Annotated in this window: 18 protein-coding genes; 11 read left to right on the top strand and 7 right to left on the bottom strand. The window is 63.2% G+C overall.

Annotation, left to right across the window (positions count from 1 at the left end):
- The first annotated feature begins 262 nt into the window (after window positions 1-262).
- The 3 genes from DPM35_RS01660 to DPM35_RS01650 all read left to right on the top strand — a co-directional run bounded on the left by DPM35_RS01660 (window position 263) and on the right by DPM35_RS01650 (window position 4,006).
- The gene (locus tag DPM35_RS01660; protein ID WP_112125594.1) at window positions 263-2,134 is read left to right on the top strand and encodes a glycosyltransferase family 2 protein; all 1,872 of its coding nucleotides are present in this window, start codon (window positions 263-265) and stop codon (window positions 2,132-2,134) included.
- Window positions 2,135-2,251: 117 nt separating this feature from the next.
- Entirely contained in the window at window positions 2,252-3,370 is a 1,119-nt protein-coding gene (locus DPM35_RS01655) for an acyltransferase family protein (RefSeq protein ID WP_181591889.1), read from the top strand.
- Between the two features lie 243 nt (window positions 3,371-3,613).
- Window positions 3,614-4,006 carry a hypothetical protein gene (locus DPM35_RS01650; RefSeq protein ID WP_245431396.1) on the top strand — a complete coding sequence of 131 codons (393 nt, stop codon included), beginning with the start codon at window positions 3,614-3,616 and terminating at the stop codon, window positions 4,004-4,006.
- Window positions 4,007-4,132: 126 nt separating this feature from the next.
- Here DPM35_RS01650 and DPM35_RS01645 read toward each other — a convergent pair whose 3' ends face one another.
- Both DPM35_RS01645 and DPM35_RS01640 read right to left on the bottom strand, forming a co-directional pair.
- A complete protein-coding gene (locus DPM35_RS01645; RefSeq protein ID WP_112125591.1) occupies window positions 4,133-5,212 on the bottom strand; it encodes a glycosyltransferase family 2 protein in 1,080 nt (359 codons plus the stop codon).
- Between the two features lie 5 nt (window positions 5,213-5,217).
- Window positions 5,218-6,135, bottom strand: a complete 918-nt coding sequence (locus DPM35_RS01640) for a lysylphosphatidylglycerol synthase domain-containing protein (protein ID WP_112125590.1) — start codon at window positions 6,133-6,135, stop codon at window positions 5,218-5,220.
- 636 nt (window positions 6,136-6,771) lie between these two features.
- Here DPM35_RS01640 and DPM35_RS01635 point away from each other — a divergent pair.
- On the top strand, window positions 6,772-7,371 hold the full coding sequence (locus tag DPM35_RS01635; RefSeq protein ID WP_112125589.1) for a DUF995 domain-containing protein: 600 nt from the start codon (window positions 6,772-6,774) through the stop codon (window positions 7,369-7,371).
- Window positions 7,372-7,478: 107 nt separating this feature from the next.
- Here the strand turns inward: DPM35_RS01635 and galE are convergent, their stop codons facing one another.
- From galE to DPM35_RS01620, 4 genes are all read right to left on the bottom strand, one after another.
- Window positions 7,479-8,606 (bottom strand): UDP-glucose 4-epimerase GalE, encoded by a 1,128-nt coding sequence (galE, locus tag DPM35_RS01630; protein WP_112125588.1) that lies wholly within the window; start codon window positions 8,604-8,606, stop codon window positions 7,479-7,481.
- Window positions 8,603-9,661, bottom strand: coding sequence for a UDP-glucuronic acid decarboxylase family protein (locus DPM35_RS01625; RefSeq protein ID WP_112125587.1), 1,059 nt, complete (start codon window positions 9,659-9,661; stop codon window positions 8,603-8,605). Before DPM35_RS01625 ends, galE begins: the two co-directional genes overlap by 4 nt.
- A gap of 493 nt (window positions 9,662-10,154) precedes the next feature.
- A complete protein-coding gene (locus DPM35_RS32135; protein ID WP_146767909.1) occupies window positions 10,155-10,508 on the bottom strand; it encodes a hypothetical protein in 354 nt (117 codons plus the stop codon).
- A 268-nt stretch (window positions 10,509-10,776) separates the two neighbouring features.
- The gene (locus DPM35_RS01620) at window positions 10,777-11,250 is read right to left on the bottom strand and encodes a carboxymuconolactone decarboxylase family protein (protein ID WP_112125586.1); all 474 of its coding nucleotides are present in this window, start codon (window positions 11,248-11,250) and stop codon (window positions 10,777-10,779) included.
- A 135-nt stretch (window positions 11,251-11,385) separates the two neighbouring features.
- Here DPM35_RS01620 and DPM35_RS01615 point away from each other — a divergent pair, with 135 nt between their 5' ends.
- The 3 genes from DPM35_RS01615 to DPM35_RS01605 are packed head-to-tail and all read left to right on the top strand — an operon-like array spanning window position 11,386 to window position 13,584.
- Entirely contained in the window at window positions 11,386-12,000 is a 615-nt protein-coding gene (locus tag DPM35_RS01615) for a TetR/AcrR family transcriptional regulator (protein WP_245431395.1), read from the top strand.
- Window positions 12,001-12,047: 47 nt separating this feature from the next.
- Complete coding sequence (locus DPM35_RS01610; protein ID WP_112125584.1) at window positions 12,048-12,677, top strand: hypothetical protein; 630 nt, start codon at window positions 12,048-12,050, stop codon at window positions 12,675-12,677.
- A 58-nt stretch (window positions 12,678-12,735) separates the two neighbouring features.
- Window positions 12,736-13,584 carry a 23S rRNA (adenine(2030)-N(6))-methyltransferase RlmJ gene (locus tag DPM35_RS01605; RefSeq protein WP_112125583.1) on the top strand — a complete coding sequence of 283 codons (849 nt, stop codon included), beginning with the start codon at window positions 12,736-12,738 and terminating at the stop codon, window positions 13,582-13,584.
- Between the two features lie 12 nt (window positions 13,585-13,596).
- Here DPM35_RS01605 and DPM35_RS01600 read toward each other — a convergent pair whose 3' ends face one another.
- A complete protein-coding gene (locus DPM35_RS01600) occupies window positions 13,597-14,439 on the bottom strand; it encodes an AraC family transcriptional regulator (RefSeq protein ID WP_245431394.1) in 843 nt (280 codons plus the stop codon).
- Window positions 14,440-14,534: 95 nt separating this feature from the next.
- On the opposite strand from DPM35_RS01600, the gene DPM35_RS01595 reads away from it, so the two are divergent.
- The 4 genes from DPM35_RS01595 to DPM35_RS01580 all read left to right on the top strand — a co-directional run bounded on the left by DPM35_RS01595 (window position 14,535) and on the right by DPM35_RS01580 (window position 16,549).
- Window positions 14,535-14,957 (top strand): VOC family protein, encoded by a 423-nt coding sequence (locus DPM35_RS01595; protein WP_112125582.1) that lies wholly within the window; start codon window positions 14,535-14,537, stop codon window positions 14,955-14,957.
- A gap of 34 nt (window positions 14,958-14,991) precedes the next feature.
- Entirely contained in the window at window positions 14,992-15,354 is a 363-nt protein-coding gene (locus DPM35_RS01590) for a DoxX family protein (RefSeq protein WP_112125581.1), read from the top strand.
- 111 nt (window positions 15,355-15,465) lie between these two features.
- The gene (locus DPM35_RS01585; protein ID WP_112125580.1) at window positions 15,466-15,918 is read left to right on the top strand and encodes a hypothetical protein; all 453 of its coding nucleotides are present in this window, start codon (window positions 15,466-15,468) and stop codon (window positions 15,916-15,918) included.
- 16 nt (window positions 15,919-15,934) lie between these two features.
- Entirely contained in the window at window positions 15,935-16,549 is a 615-nt protein-coding gene (locus DPM35_RS01580) for a LysE family translocator (protein WP_112125579.1), read from the top strand.
- The last annotated feature ends 50 nt before the right edge of the window (window positions 16,550-16,599 follow it).

Raw genomic sequence — 16,599 nt, 5'->3', positions numbered from 1 at the left:
TCAAGCGCAATTAACCGTTACTTAACCTTAGCGCCACCGGTATGGTTAATGGGAAGGACGGCCCCGAGCGCTTCACACCAGCCGGCGTTGCGGCCGCGCCCTGACCGGTGAAGGTCGCGGAGGCCATCGTGGGTTAACCAGTTCCCAATAAGCTTGGTTAACGAAAGCCTAATTTTATTGACTCTGCATTAGATCAAGCTGATTCTGTAGTGGGATGAATGCGTTCGACCGGCTTTGCCGGGCGGGCAGGGCGGCGGGTAGTATGGGCGTATCTGGGGGAGCCGACGTTGTCGGCGGCAAAACGACGTCAATCGGCAAGGCTGGCGAGGTTCCGGCTGGCCACGGCCCCAATGGGCCCTACCTCGTGCCCGTCCTCACGTCGCGCCAGCAATTGATCCTGCGGCTTGGCATCGCTTTCTGGTTCCTCACGCTGGCTTTCTTCTGGTCCTGGTGGTTGCGGCCCGAGCATATCGGCCATCTCGGGCCCTTTGCCTTCGCCACCATAGTGCTGGCCTGGCTGACCTTGATGCCGATGTATTTCCTGCTCAACGTCCATGCCTCGAGGAAGTCCTCGAAGCTGCACACGATCCCTAAGCGTTCACGCGTCGCCATGGTGGTCACCAAGGCGCCGTCGGAACCTTTCGCCGTGGTGCAGCGCACATTGGAAGCGATGCTGGCGCAGGACTATCCGCACGACACCTGGCTTGCCGACGAGGATCCGACCGAGGCGACGGTTCGCTGGTGCGACGCCCATGGCGTGCTGATTTCGACCAGGCGCGGCCGCGAGGACTATCACCGCAAGACCTGGCCGCGCCGGACCCGCTGCAAGGAAGGCAATCTGGCCTTCTTTTACGACCACTACGGTTACGAGCGCTACGACTTCGTCGCTCAGATGGACGCCGATCACGTGCCGACGCCGACCTATCTGAGGGAAATCCTCTATCCGTTTGCCGATCCTGGCGTCGGTTACGTCTCGGCGCCCAGCATCTGCGACAACAATGCCAATGAAAGCTGGGCGGCCCGTGGCCGGCTGTTTGTTGAGGGGATGCTTCACGGACCATTGCAATCCGGTTACACAGCTAGCGGCGCACCCCTCTGCATCGGCTCGCACTATGCCGTAAGGACGAGGGCGCTGCGTGAGGCCGGGGGTCTCGGTCCGGAGCTTGCCGAGGATCATTCCACCTCGATGCTGATCAACGCCGCCGGCTGGCGCGGCGTGCACGCGATTGACGCAATCGCCAACGGCGACGGACCGCAAACTTTCGCCGATCTGATTACTCAGGAATTCCAATGGTCGCGCAGCTTGACGACCATCCTGCTTGAATACACGCCGGCATATCTGTCCAAGCTCAGCCCGAGGCTCAGACGGCAGTTCGTATTCTGCCAGCTCTGGTATCCCATGTTCGCTTTGTTTGCGATGGCAACCTATGCCATGCCGATCTACGCGCTTTTGTCGGGCAACAATTTTGCCAACGTGACCTACCCGGATTTCCTTTTCTACTACATGCCAAGCGCGGGCATCCCGATTGCTCTGGTGATCTTTCTAAAGAGGTTGGGTCTCTCGCGTCCATTCTCGGCGAAGGCTATCAGTTGGGAAGGGACACTCTTCCATTTGTTCGCGCGCTGGCCGTGGGTAATGGCAGGAACGCTGGCATCGGTTCGCGATTATCTGACCAAGTCATTCGTCGATTTCCGCGTCACTCCAAAAGGCAGCGGCCCGAAACACCTTCTGCCCGCTCGCGTCATCGTGCCATATGCCCTGCTAGCGGTTGGAGCTTCGTTGCCGGTGCTTCTAGTGGAGCATCCTTCGAGAGCCTTCGGTTTCTACTGGTTCGCCGCGTTCAATGCGACGATCTACGGATTGCTGGTCGTGGTGATAGTTGGCAAGCATCTGACTGAGAACAAGATTTCTCTGCGGAAAAACATAGGTAAGTTTGCGCTGCAAGGATCGCTCGCGGCCGTCGCCATATTGATCCCGCTGGCAGGATTTTACGACCGCGGTCTGCAAGGCATATATGGACTGCAGCAGGGCGCCGGCCTACACATCGTCAAGGTTACGTATCCGGTTTCCGGTGCAGGCCGCGGCGAACTCGGAAGCCAAAGATTCCGCTTTGATCTCGGTTGGGGTGAATGAAACCTCAAGAGTCGAATGAATAGTCAAATGGAATGCCCGAAGACAGCTGTCGTTCATGGCTCAAATCCTATTCGGCGGATCGCTTCTTTGGTGATCGTCGTCGCGCGGTGAATGCCTGTGAGTGGTCTGAACGCGGCTGCGCTAAGCCCTGGCAAGCGGCATCCTGTGTTCAGTAGGATGCCTAACCCCGAGTACAGGCCGCAGATCGACTCGCTGCGAGCCGTTGCTGTATTCGCCGTCATGTACTCGCACTTTTGGGATGAAGCCTCACCCTGGGGTCATTATGGTGTCCGGCTGTTTTTTGTTATCAGCGGTTACCTGATCACCGGTATCTTGATCCGATCGAAGGAAGCGGTCCGATCGCAGGGCACTCTTGGAGTCATCCTGGTCTTCTATCTGCGGCGGGCCCTGAGGATTTTCCCGGCATATTACGTGATGCTGGCCTTGGCAGCCGCCTTCTTGCCCGAAGTCCGGACATCGTTGCCCTGGCACACTGCCTACCTCTCCAATGTCTTGTTTGCGCTAAACGGTAACTGGGACCCCTGGCCGCTCGCTCATCTGTGGAGTTTGAGCGTAGAAGAGCAGTTTTATCTGTTTTGGCCGCTGCTGATCGTACTGAGCCCCGGCCGAACACTGATTCCGACGCTGATTGGGATCATCCTTGCTGCGGTCGCCTTTCGGGCAGCCATCATGTTCTCTCTTCCGGAAGGGCCGGCCCGTTACGTGCTGACGCCGGCCGCGTTCGACGCTTTGGGCGCCGGCGCCCTTCTCGCGGCGATCGAAGCGTCCAATCGACTGACCGATGTACTGCGGTGGAAACTGGCGATAGCAAGCGTCGCGGCCATCGCCATCGTGGCGATTTCATTCACGCTGCAGGCTGCCATGTTCAACTTTATACTCGGCGACTTCCTGACGGTCGTACCTCTGGCCGCTGTCGTGAGTTGGGCCAGCGTAGGTGCCAAGGGCCCGATCAAGCGACTGGCAGAGAACTCCGCTGTGCGATATCTGGGCCGGATCAGCTATGGGATCTATCTCTATCATTTCCCCGCACTGGCCGTCGTCTTCCTTTTCTGCGGATACTTCGAGATGCAGTTCCCTCCGCTCGGTCCGATCCGGTTCGTGATTGCGGGGCTGGTCACGGTCGCGGCTGCCGCGGCCTCATGGCACTTGTTGGAACAACCGTTGAACCGCCTGAAAGCGAGACTGCCCTACACGGCTGCGCCGGCCGGAAATTGACCGTTGGCTTGGGCGGCAAGGGCGGCTGCCGAACGTTCGCATTTTAATAATAGTCGATCGAGTCGCGAAAGACTGCGCTCATCATCTCGTTTGCACGAATTTTAATAAGTCCCCTCTAATATTAAGCCACGATGTGAATGGGCGTAAGCCATTCACGCGGCGCGGAAGCCAAGGAAAGAGAAAATATATCCGCGCGCGAAAGCAACGCGTATTTCGTAGCAGGGGACGACAATGAACGATTTCATGAATAAAGCAGCGGCCGTCGGCAAGAGATATGCTTGCGTCATTGCCGCTCTTGCACTGGCCTCGATCGTGTCCGGCTGCCAGAGCATGGATACGATGAAAACCGGCTCGCTCAGCGTCAAGCCGGTGACGGAGCAACTCGGCAAGAAGATGCACCACGTCAGCAACAGGCGGCTGCATGTAGTCAATCGCAAGCCGATGACGCGCATGACCAGGGTGACGCGCGTCAGGGAAGAAGCCTATGCGGCTTTCGTGCGCCCGCAGCGGCTGCACATGCCGGCGCCGGTCAAGGTTTCCTACACGCTGGGCAGCGTTGGCCCGCTGCTTGGCCATTCACCCTGGATTTGCGGCCCGAGCGGCTTCGGCCAACGCGCGGCCTGCCGGGCACGTTGATCCGCCCAATCCATCGCCGGGGGGCGTGATCGCGGGGCAAGAGGGCATTTGCGCGCTGATGGCGCGCTGCCTCTTGCCCTTCGATCGTCCGCCCGTCGCGGTTCTGGCCGGCGGACGCCAGCGGGATTACTTCCGACGCGCCTTCGGCTTTTCGACAACCGCCGGCTTGCTCGGCCAATGCCAGCCGTCGCCCTCGCCATGCGCGGGCTGAGGCCGCGCCACATAGGCGAGCGCGCCGTTGGCCTCGAGATAGACACGCGACAGCATCTCGGCCAGCACGCCCGACGTCACCGCCTGCAGGCCTGCGATCACCAGGAAGAAGCCGGTGATCAGCATCGGCCTTGTGCCGATGTCCTGCCCCCAGAAAACCTTGATCGAGAAGAGGTAGGCAAGGATCAGCGAGCCGAGCACGCCGAGCACGATGCCGATGCCGCCGAAGAAATGGCCGGGCCGCGTGCGGTAGCGCAGGAAGAAGAACATGAAGACGAGGTCGAGCACCACGCGGAAGGTGCGCGAGATGCCGTATTTCGACTGGCCATGAATGCGGGCGTGATGGGTCACCACTTCCTCGGCTATGCGGCGCGGCGTCGTCACCGTCGCCAGCCACGCCGGGATGAAGCGGTGCATCTCGCCATAGAGCCGCACGCTGCGGATGACGCTGCCGCGGAACACTTTCAGGCTGCAGCCATAGTCCTTGAGCTTAACGCCGGTGACGCGCGCGATCAGCCTGTTGGCGATGCGGGACGGCAGGCGGCGCAACCAGAACCCTTCCTTGCGGTCCTTGCGCCAGCCGGCGACGAGGTCGAGATCCTCGGTCAGCAGGCGATAGACCATGCGCGGGATGTCGAAAGGGTCGTTCTGCAGGTCGCCGTCGAGCGTTGCGATGACGTCGCCGCGCGCGGCGTCGAGGCCGGCCTGCATGGCCGCGGTCTGCTTGTAGTTGCGCACCAGCTCCACGCCATGCACGTGCGGCCCGTACACGGCCGCGAGGCGCTGGATTTCGGCCGGCGTGGCGTCGGTGCTGCCGTCGTCGACCAGCACCACTTCCCAGGGTTGGCTGTAATTTTCCATCGCCTGATGGATGCGGACAAGCAGCGGCTCGACATTGTCGGCCTCGTTGTACATCGGAATGACGATGGAGAGCTTGTGCTCGGGCATGACGGCGCCCTCGGGCAATCCGGAGGCCGGAATGGGAAGCACGTTCATGGCAGTCATTTCCTTGCCGGTCCCGCTGCCGGGGTTTCCGGCAGCGTCGATTTCGAGGGAAACAGCCAGGCGATCGCACCGGTTGCGACCGCCGAGCACAGGATGAAAAGATGCAACGCGAGCGCTGCCTGCAGGCCGTCCTTCATGGCGATGCCGGAATAGAGCAGCGCCGCGGCGGCGCCCGCCTCATAGGTGCCGAAGCCGGCGACGCCCTGCACCGGCAGGATGGCGGCAGCTTCCGCTCCGACAGCGCCCGGAAAGGCGGTCTGGAACGAGGTGTTGAGCAGCATGGCGAGCAGCCAGCCCTGCACGCCGAGCTTCAGCGCCCAGTTGGCGATCGTCCACCACCAGCCGTAGCGCGAGCGCCCGGTTGCTTCCGTGAAGATGTCTCGCAATTTGCCGAGCTTCGAGACGATGCTGCCGCCGGCGGTCCAGTTGTGCGGCGCGCGCGCCCAGCGCGGCAGATACCATGCGGCAGCGATCAGCGCCGCGATGCCGGCGGTCCTCAGCGCCGGATGCAGGCCCGGCCAGACAAGGCAGGCCAGCACGCCGACGACGAAGGCGTCCTGCAGCCTGAACCAGAGAAGAGAGGCGCTGGCGCGCACGATCGAAACGCCGAAGACCTGGCGCAACAGGATCGGAAAGGCCGTCTCGCCGCCGCGGAACGGCACGATGTTGATCATCGCATTGTGGACCAGGATGACGCGCAGCGTGGCGCCGAAGCGGCCGTTCACGTCGTCGCGGAATTCGTCGCAGACGCGCAGCGCCCTGAGCACATAGGTGACGAACAGCGCCGCCGCGACCGCCACGAAAGCGCCGGGCGTGATGGAGGCGAAGGCATCGCCGACCATCTTCCAGCGCTGATCGCTGGCAAGCCATGCCAGCAGCGCCAGGGTGACGACTATCGATATCGCTCGCTTCAACCAATTCTCCGATGGCGCCACCGCCGCGTCGGAGCGGCTTATCCGGTGGCTCGACAATTCACGCCTTTATCCGCGGATCGCTTCGCCGGCGCGCCTCGGACGGCGCGCCGTCACGGGCGGGTGATCCTATAGACCAGCATCGTGTCCGAATCCACAAGCTTGGTCGCGGTCTTGTCGAGGTGGTCGATCACTCCGGGATGATGTTCGACAAACCGTAGCCGGCGGCAGGAGCCTCGGCTGGCCGCCGGCCCGGTATTTCGCGAGCAGCCATACGCCGAGTGTCAGCAGGGCAAGCATCGATGGATCGGGCAGCGATGGCTGCAACCAGCCGCGTGCCCGTCATGTGGACCCGCCCCCCGGTGAAGCTATTCTGGCCCCATGTAATTGCCAACAACGTCAGACTATCGCAACATTATGATATCCCTGCTTTAACTAGCGACTTGTAGTGATCACTTGAGCCTCGATTGAGTTGACATCGCGCCGCGCGCGGCTGTTAATAGGCTCATGGGCGCTGATCGCGCCGCCATCGGGCCGACAGGCCCAGGCATCGTGACGGCTCGCGGGAAGCCCGGGGGAACATCTTCCAGAACAGGGTTCATCGGCCCCACAGTATCGGGGTCGAGAGGGGGTATCGACATGCGCACGCTCAACGGGACGACAGCTGAAACCACATCGTCATACGAACCGGGCCGACTTGAATTGAGCCGGCCCCATCGGCTTGCGAAAGTCGGCTGGCTGGTTGCGTTGGCCACCTGCGGCCAGCTTGCTTTTGGCGGCGGCGCGGCTCCGGCGAAGAACGGTACGCCGGTCGAGGCGGCTGCCAAGCCCGACATTGCTCCGACGGCTTTCGAGCTGCAGCTTCTCTATGCCGACCGCACCTGGAACTGGAAGAACGGCGCCGCCTATTTCGGAATGGACAGGCGCCTGCATGCCTGGACGAAGGGGGAGGATTCGCCCGCCGTCGGCGAGGGCCGCTGGCTGGTGACGGAAAAGGGCAAGATGTGCATGGAACTTGCCTGGCGGTCCAAGACCTACTCCACCAAGCCGCAGCGTACCTGCTACAGTCATCGTGTCGAGAACGGGAACATCGAGCAGCGCAAGGATCCCGACGGCACATGGTATGATTTCAAGCACGCCAAGGACGATCCCGCCGACGAGCACCAGAAGTTCGAGGCGGGCAACACCAAGGGCGCGCAGTTCGATGAGACCCGCAAGCTGATCGACAGCAAGAGCTGAAGCAATTGCGGGAAAGCTGCGCGTTGGGTTCGGCGGTTTCGCCGTGGCTCTCGTCCTTATTGCGCTCAGGCAACCTGCAACAGAAATGGAGGCTCGCTGAGACGGCCTTAGCCGAACTCAGCGAGCCCACGCCCCGACACATTACTCACAGGGCCGACCGCCGGCCTTGCGGGCCGGCGTTTCTGATTGGCGTTTGCGCCGCGCGGCGCGCGCAATGCGCGCGGCATGGCGGCCGAAGCGCCGCAATCGCGCAAGGCCGGACCGAGCCCGAAGAAGGGTGCGGCCGTCCTGACGATGGTGTCGATGTCGGAAAGTTGCGCCACGAAGCCCAGCTGTTCGCGGGCAAGGCCGGGGTCGGCGAAAAGCCCCGCCGGATCGCCTGGCCGGCGCGCCTTGTACATGACCGGGACCGGCCGCGATGTGATCCGCTCGACCGCCTCCATGATCTGCCTGATCGAGACCCCGCGGCCGGTGCCAAGGTTGACCGCAAGGCTTTTGCCGCCGGCCTCCAGATGCATGAGGGCCTTGATATGCGCCCGGGCGAGGTCGCTGACATGGACGTAGTCGCGCACGCAGGTGCCGTCCGCGGTCTCGTAGTCGGTGCCGAAGACCTCGATCGCCTCGATCATGCCGGACGCCGCCATCAACACCCTGGGAATGAGATGGGTTTCCGGCGTATGCCATTCGCCAAGCTCGCCGTCGGGATCGGCGCCGCAAGCGTTGAAGTAACGCAGGATCGCGTATTTCGTGCCGTAGGCCGCGGCATGGTCCCTGATGATCTGTTCGCCCATCAGCTTGCTGCGGCCGTAGGGGCTGATCGGGTTCTGCGATGAGGTCTCGCGCACCGGCAGCGCCTCGGGCATGCCATAGGTCGCGCAACTGGAGGAGAAGATGATGTTGCCGATGCCGTTCGCCCGCGCGGCCTCGAGCACGGCGATGGTGCCGGCGACATTGACTGAATAATAGTCCGCGGGGTCGCTGACCGACTCGCCGACATAGGCGAGCGCGGCGAAATGGACGATCGCTTGCGGCCTGTGGATGGCGATGGCGCGCTCGAGCGCGCCGCGGTCGCGGATATCGCCGACCACGAGCGGACCCCAGGCCACAGCCTTCTCGTTGCCGCGGCTGAGATTGTCGTAGACCACCGGCAGGTAGCCGGCCGCCGCCAACTGCTTGCAGGTGTGGCTGCCGATGAAGCCGGCGCCGCCCGTCACCAGGATGGGGCGGGCGCTCATAGGGCGAAAGCCTCGCCGGAGGACAGATGGTCGCCGCGTGAGGTGCCGGGCTGCCGGCGGCCGAGAAGCGCTTCGAAATAGCTGGCGGTGTAGGCGAGCCCCTCGCTCAGTGCGACCTTCGGCTTCCAGCCGAGCTGCTGCTCGGCGAAGCTGATATCGGGCCGGCGCTGCCGGGGATCGTCGACCGGCAACGGCCTGTGCACGATCCGCGAGCGGGAATTGGTGCAATCGAGGACGAGCTCGGCCAGTTCCATGACGGTGAACTCGCCGGGGTTTCCGAGGTTGACCGGATGGTTCGGCGCGGTCGGCAACCGCATCAGCCGCACAAACCCTTCGATGAGGTCGTCGACATAGCAGAAGGAGCGCGTCTGCGTGCCGCTGCCATAGACCGTGATATCGTCCCCGCGCAGTGCCTGGACGATGAAATTGGACACCACGCGACCGTCATCGGGCCGCATGCGCGGCCCATAGGTGTTGAAAATACGCGCGACGCGGATATCGAGGCCGTAGGTTCTCGCATAATCGAAGAACAGCGTTTCGGCCGAGCGCTTGCCTTCGTCGTAGCAGGCGCGCGGGCCATGCGTGTTGACGTTGCCGAAATAGGCTTCAGGCTGCGGATGCACCAGCGGATCGCCGTAGACCTCGGAGGTCGAAGCCTGGAATATCTTGGCGTTGTGGCGCCGGGCGAGTTCCAGAAGGTTGATCGCCCCGAGCACGCTGGTCTTGAACGTGTGGATGGGATCGGCCTGATAGTGCGGCGGGGACGCCGGGCAGGCAAGGTTGTAGATCTCGTCGACGGCGAGATCCGTCGGCAAGGCATCGACGACGTCGTGGCTGATGCAGGTGAAGGCGGCGTCCCCCGCGACGCCGGCTAGATTGTATCTTTTGCCGGTGTGGAAATTGTCCAGGGCGATGACTTCATAGCCGTCCGCAAGCAGTCGCTCGCACAAATGAGAACCCAGGAACCCCGCTCCGCCGGTGACCAGGGCACGGCCACGATCGATGCTCTTTCGACCCGATCGGACCGGCTTCAGAACTTTGATGACCCTATTCATGGCAACCTCGTACGCACACACGCTACCGTTCCGGGACGGGGCACTGCCCGACCAGGTCACAAAGGCGATTCCTCCGCATATGCAGAACCGCCTGCACTGATGTGCGTCGTAATTTTCTGAGTTCGCGGGGCTTGTTGCTTTACGGCTTGTCTTCGCCGCTAAGCGTCCCTTACGCCCCTAAATCGCGATCCACGAGTCGGTTGCCACCACCGCAGACTGCTCGCCCAAATTGCACACCCAACACATACAAAGATATACCTGTGTCGGGGGTAGTCAACTAAATTAGCGTTTTGTTAACCTCACGCCTTTGCGAGTGGTTAACCAAGGAGTGGCGCACACAGGGCTCGTCAGCGGTGAGGCGCTGCCCCGGAAAGCCTTGTAACCGGCGCCGCATTCATCGAATTGCGGCAACAGGCCGGGAGAGCCCTCGGCGTCTTTCCTGAAGCCTCGAAGCAACGCCAGCAAGACGCCGGGTCGAGATTGCCGGCCGTATCTAGATGTTCTCGGCAAGCACCCCGGGACTTCTGGCGAAACAATGCGATTGCTGTCCAAAGCCGCTCGGGCCGCAAATAAAACCGGCGTTCCCGAGATAAGGATTGACCCTTACCACAGGCGCCGAGCGAGACGGGCCCTCTGTCTGGGCGGATCGGGTTGGTTTCAAGTCGATCAAGGCAGCGTTGCCGCTTTGCGACACGCTGAATGAGGTCGACTGACCGAAGTTGAAGTATTGGCAACCGGCAGTTGCCAACAATGCGCCCAAAACAAAAAGACGGGGTAGAGCCTTGATCGGCATGCGAAAATTGTTGTTGGGGCAGGGCCGGCTTAAGCCGCGATAACCCATGAGCATGAAGTAATATCCCCTCGATCGCTCGGCGCTTATGTTCGAATCATTGATCAGCCGCCACCCAAACTCATTATGGCAAACATGGTTAATTTAGCGATAGCTGTTTGACCGCTTCCACGTATTTTTCTGTTGCGCAAGAGGGCAGGACGGCTTGACGCCGGACATCCACCTGTCCCGCATGACGACGGTCGATTGGGGGCAGACCGTGGCCAACAAAATGGCCCGCGTCGCCGTGGGCCATTTGTCACCTCAGCACCTTGTGCCTGAACCGTTACTCTCCGCCCATCTCCTTCTTGAAGGTCTCGAAATCGACCTGCATGCCGTTGAAGATCGTGCTCCAGTGGCGCGTCAGCGCCGCCATGGCGACGGCTTCCTGGATTTCCTCGTCGGTGGCGCCGGCGTGCTTTGCGTCCTGAGTGTCGGACCAGATGCAGTAGCTGCAGGGGATCTGCGCCGCGACCGCGAGCGAGATCAGCGACTTCTCCTTCGGCGTCAGCGCCGTCTTGTCGCTGAGCTCGATGGCCTTGACCTCGGCCCAGGCGCCGGGCAGACCGGCTTTCGGGAACTGCTTCACGAAGCTCGGCACGCCTCCCATCGTCGACTGGATGTCCTTCAGCGCCGCGTCGTAGTCATCGGCCCAGGCGGGTGCGGAGGCGAGTGTTGCGGCAAACACGCCCGCGGCGGCGATGAGCGAGGCGGAACGAAGGCAGGAATGCACGGTTGAGGCGATGCGAATGACTGACATGATGTTCTCCTCTGGTTTTTGTTAGCCTTACGATGTAAGGTATGTGGAAGATGAACCTTACAGTGTAAGTTGTCAAGCGCCGCCATGGATGCACCGAGCAAAAAAAAGCGACCGCGCGGAAAGCTCTCCCGCGAGATGATCGAGGACGCCGCCTTCGAGGTGATCGAGCGGGAAGGGCTGTCTGGCTTTTCGATGCGCAAGCTCGCCGCCAGGCTCGGCTGCGAGGCGATGAGCATCTATCACCACTTCCCCTCGCAGGCGCATCTCTATGAGGCGCTGGTCGACCGGCAGATGAGCGGGCTTGTCATTCCCGACGACAGCCTGCCCTGGCGCGAACGCGCCCGCGTCGGCATGCAGGAGTTCCGCCGTGTCGCCACCGAGCACCCGGCCTTTGCGCCTTTCATCGTCGTCTATCGCATGAACTCGCCGCCTTGCCTTGCCAAGCTCAACGCCATCATCGGCCTGTTCGAGGACGGCGGCTTCGGTCCCGAGCTCAGCGCTCGCCTGTTCCGCGCCGCCGGCTACTATCTGATGGGCGCGATCCTCGACGAGACGGCCGGCTACGCCAAAGGCCCTTCGGCGGTCACCACCGTGAGCAACGAAGAACTGGCGCGCGACTATCCGAGCGTTGTGAAGGCCGGGGCCTATTTCGGCGCCGCGGATTTCGACAAGACATTCGAGCTTGGCCTGGAAATGTTTCTGGACGAGATGGAGCGGGTCCGCGAAGCTGCCCGAAGCGGAGGCCGCTAGTCAGAATGGCGGCAGCCGCACGCCGAAGAAACCAGCCAAGGGTTTGAATGCGCTTCCTCTTTGTCCTTCTCCTCATCGCCGGCGCCGCCATCGGCATCTTCTATCCCTGGGCGATGAGCAATTTTTCCGGCCACGCCATCGGCACTTACCGCGTTTATGGCGGCGGCCGCTTCCGGCCGGCCACCGTGCAACTCGCCGCAAGCGACGCCCCAGTGCGGGTGCTGGTCGACATGACCGCGCGGGCAGAGCGCATCGCGGGCCAGCAGCGCACCGTGCTGACGCTGACGGCCGCGAGCGGCGGCCGCACGGCGCTGGCGTCGGCCCTTTCCTTCAATCACACCGACAATCCGCGCCAGGCCAGCCCGCAACTGCCAGACAAGATCTTTCGCGACGAGGCCGGCGTCATCGAAAGGGTCACGCCCGGTCCTTACGTCTTCACCGTCGGTCCGGGCGATGCCGACGGCATCGACATGCGGGCGGTCGATCTCATCCTGCGCGCCGGCACCGGCTCGATCGACGAGCGCGCCGAGCCGGCCGGCTACACGCTGATGGGTGTCGGCCTTGCCGGACTGGTGCTGTCGCTGGTCTTCGGCCGCCGCGGCGGAGGCCGTCCGCAAAATCCCAATTCGCAGCCGCCACCGCCGCGCTGGGGCCGCAACGGTTCGCTACGAGCATGATGCCGAAAAGTGTGAAGCGGTTTTCGGACGACATCATGCTCTCTAGAGTGAGGCCGGCATGAATTATCGCCACGCCTACCACGCCGGCAATTTCGCCGATGTCGTCAAGCATGCCGTGCTCGCGCGCCTTGTCGAGTACCTCAAGCAGAAGGACAAGGCCTTCCGTGTCATCGACACCCATGCCGGCATTGGCCGCTACGACCTTGCCTCGGTGGAGGCCGGCAAGACCGGCGAGTGGCAGGGCGGCATCGGCCGGCTGGCCGAGGCCACGCTGGAGCCGCAGGCCGCGGCGCTGCTTCAGCCCTACCTGGAAGCGGTGCGCGCGCAAAATCCCGACGGCGACCTCAAGCAGTATCCCGGCTCGCCGCTGATCGTTCGCCATCTCCTGCGCAACCAGGACCGGCTGACGGCGGTCGAGCTGCACCCGCAGGATGCCGCGCGGCTCAAATCGGTTTTCGCGGGCGATTTCCAGGCAAGAGTGATCGAGCTCGACGGCTGGCTGGCGCTAGGCGCGCAACTGCCGCCGAAGGAAAAGCGCGGCTTGGTCCTCATCGATCCGCCCTTCGAGGAGGAAGGCGAGTTCTCCCGTCTGGTCGAGGGCCTGCGCAAGGCGCACCGGCGCTGGCCGGGCGGCATCTACGCGCTCTGGTATCCGATCAAGGACCGCAAGGCGGTCACCGCTTTCCGCGCGGCGCTCAAGGAAACCGGCATTCCAAAACTGCTCGATATCGCCTTCGAGATCCGGCCCGCCTCTGACGAGCCCAGCCTCGACGGCAGCGGTCTAGTGGTGGTCAATCCGCCCTATACGCTGGAAGGCGAATTGAAGGTCCTGTTGCCCGCCCTGCACAAGGTGCTCGCTGTCCGGCAGCCGTCGCGATGGACCTCTGATTGGCTGGCGGGCGAGTAGGGCCGGTAGTCTTTATGCCAGTGCCGAAGGCGTCACACCGGTCAGCCGCCGGCTTTCACGGATCAGATGCGCCTGGTCGGCATAGCCGGCCTCGATGGCGAGCAGCGCGGTCGAGGTATCGGCCGTTTGTCGTTGCAGGCGCCGGAACCGGTGGAAGCGCAGGATACGGTCGAGCGTTTTGGGGCCATAGCCGAAAGCGTCCTCGAAACGCCGGCGCAGCGTCCTCTCGCTCATATGCAACTGGCGTTGCAGGAACGGAACCAACGGCGTTTCCGGCGGCAAACCTTCGTCGATGACGTCGAAGGCCCGGCCCATCTGCCGGTCGAGCGCAGCGCGTCCTTCCGTGTGCGCGCCGATCGTCTCTTCCAGGCGCCGAACCAGGTCGGCGAGGTTGGGCGTCGCTTTGATACGGTCTGAAAGCTCGCGGCTGCGCGTGCCCCATAATTCGCCGAGATCAAGCCGTCCGCCGACGATTTCGCCGACCGGCACGCCGAGCCATCCCGCGGCCGCGCCCGGCCGGAAGCGGAAGCCGACGATCACCGCGCCGGCGGCAGGCGTCTCGATCTGTGGCTCCTTGTCCGGCCCGGCCACGCGGAAGCGGCCGTCGATCCATTGCAGGTCGATCGTCGCGTCCGGCGTGATGACGATGGGTGGAACGGCGCGCTCGTCCATGCGATGGACCCAGACAGCGGAGAAGGCATCGGCCAGCCCGCCGGCGACGGGCCGCTCCCGAAAGAAGCCGGTTGTCTGTGCCAGCACCGGTTCCATCTCTTCTCCGATCTGCTCCGGCAGGTTTGCCGGATCGGTACGACGGTCATTTTGGCCGAAATCTTCAAGGCCGGCTACGTCATCCATGACAAAACGGATGGAACCTCACGGTGCTTCATGCGCTCGCATCAGACCGCATCCGTTTGCGACCGTGGTCACGAATATAGAAAGGAGTGAGAGAAATGAAAGCTCGCATCACCGTATTGACGCTCGGCGTCGACGATCTGGAAGCCTCGCTCAAATTCTATCGCGACGGTCTCGGCCTGCCGACCGAGGGCATCATCGGCCGGGATTTCGAGCATGGCGCCGTCGCCTTCTTCGACCTCGCCGGCGGCCTGAAATTCGCCATCTACGAGCGCGCCAACATCGCCTGGGATGCCACCGTGCCGCAAAGCGGTCGCAGCCCGACCGAATTGACCATCGGCCACAATGTCGGCAGCGAGGCCGAGGTCGACGCGGTGATGGCCGAGGCCGTCAAGGCCGGCGCGCGAGTGGTCAAGCCGGCGCAGAAAACCTTCTGGGGCGGCTATGCCGGCTACTTCCAGGATCCCGACGATCATCTGTGGGAGGTCGTCTACAACCCGGCCCTCGTTCCCGAGGACTGAGCGGAGCGGAAGATGGCTTCGAGAGGAGGCCGCCATGGCTGTCCAAACCATTCAAGTGCTTGGCGCTCTCCTCATCGGCGGCGTGTTCGTCTTCGCCGGCGTCGAGCATTTCGTGAAATTCGGCGCCATGCGCGACTATCTGGCCGCGCAGAAATTTCCGGCTCCGGCCTTGATGCTGGCCGCCGGCTCGACGGTCGAGGTCGTTGGCGGCCTCCTGCTCGCGATCGGCCTGGCCCGGCCGTTTGCCGCCGGCGCGCTGGTCCTCTTCACACTGGCGACGAACGTGATGCTGTTGCGTTTCTGGGCGAGCGCGGAGCCGGAGCGCCAGGTGCTGCGCAATGCGTTCCTGATCAACATTGCCGTCATCGGCGGCCTGCTGCTTGCCGGCACGGTCTGATTTGCCGGCGACTTCCGGAACGAAGCTTTGCGGAAACCATTGTTTTGCCACCCGCTTGACCGCCGCCAAGCGAATCCGCACAGTGCGTGCAACCGACCCTGAGAGGCTGTCATGACTCGCTTCGCCCATTCCGCTCTTGCCGCGCTGGTTGCGCTGTCTACTCCCTTCGCCGCTCCGCTGGGCTTCACCCAGGCGGCGCGGGCCGCCGACCTTTCCGTCTACACCGGCGACGATGGCAGCGTCTGCGGCGAAAGCTGGGTGCTGAGCAGGATCACCGACCGCTTCTCCTATCAGGTGCACCACGTGCCGCATCTGCCGAATGTCGCGATCACCGATTTCCGCAACATCCGCCAGCATCGCTACGAGCCGGCGAGCGACGAATGGCCGATCGGCCGCCACTATTGCCGCGCCACGGTCAACCTGTCGGACGGCCGCGACCGCTCGATCTTCTACCTGATCGAGGAAGGCCAGGGCTTTGCCTCGATCGGCGACAATGTCGAATTCTGCGTCTCGGGCTTCGACCGCTGGCTTGTCTATAACGGCCGCTGCCGCGTGCTGCGCTGAGGCGGCGCTGACGGGCATGGATATCACGACGCTGCTCCCCTTTGCGGCCGCATTCTTCGTGTTTGCCGCCAGTCCCGGCCCCGACAATATGACGATTGTCGCCCGCACGATCTCCGGCGGTGCCGCGTCGGGCATCCCCTATGGGGCCGGGACATTGGTCGGCATCCTCATCTTTCTGGTGCTCGCCACCCTCGGGCTGTCGATCGTCGCCGCCAAGATGGCGGTCGTCATGACGGCGCTTCGCTATGGCGGCGCGGCCTATCTGATCTGGATGGGCATCAGGTTGTGGACCGCCATTCCCGTGGTGCCGGCATCGCAGCCGGTATCGAACCGGCGCGGCTTGCTGGCGACCTTCGCCACCGGCATCGCGCTCAACCTGGGCAATCCGAAGATGCCGCTGTTCTATGTCGCGCTGCTGCCCAACGTGGTCGGCGCGTCGCTCAACACAAGCGATCTTGGCGTGTTGGCGGCGGTGATCCTGATCGTCGAGGCTGTGGTCATCGGCGGACATGTCCTGCTCGCCGGCCGAGCCCGCGGCCTTTTGCGCACACCGGCGATCGTGCGCCGCGTGAACCGCGCCGCCGGTGGCGTGATGATCGGCGCCGGCGTGGCCGTGGTCGCCACGCGCTGAGGACGCCGGTTCAACGGCAGCTGGGGGACAGCTGAGGCAGGCGCTGTCCC

Origin of the sequence: Mesorhizobium atlanticum (assembly GCF_003289965.1) — a bacterium.
Lineage (GTDB): Bacteria > Pseudomonadota > Alphaproteobacteria > Rhizobiales > Rhizobiaceae > Mesorhizobium > Mesorhizobium atlanticum.
The sequence above is the reverse complement of the archived record's forward strand: the minus strand, read 5'-3'. Positions and strand labels throughout refer to the sequence as shown.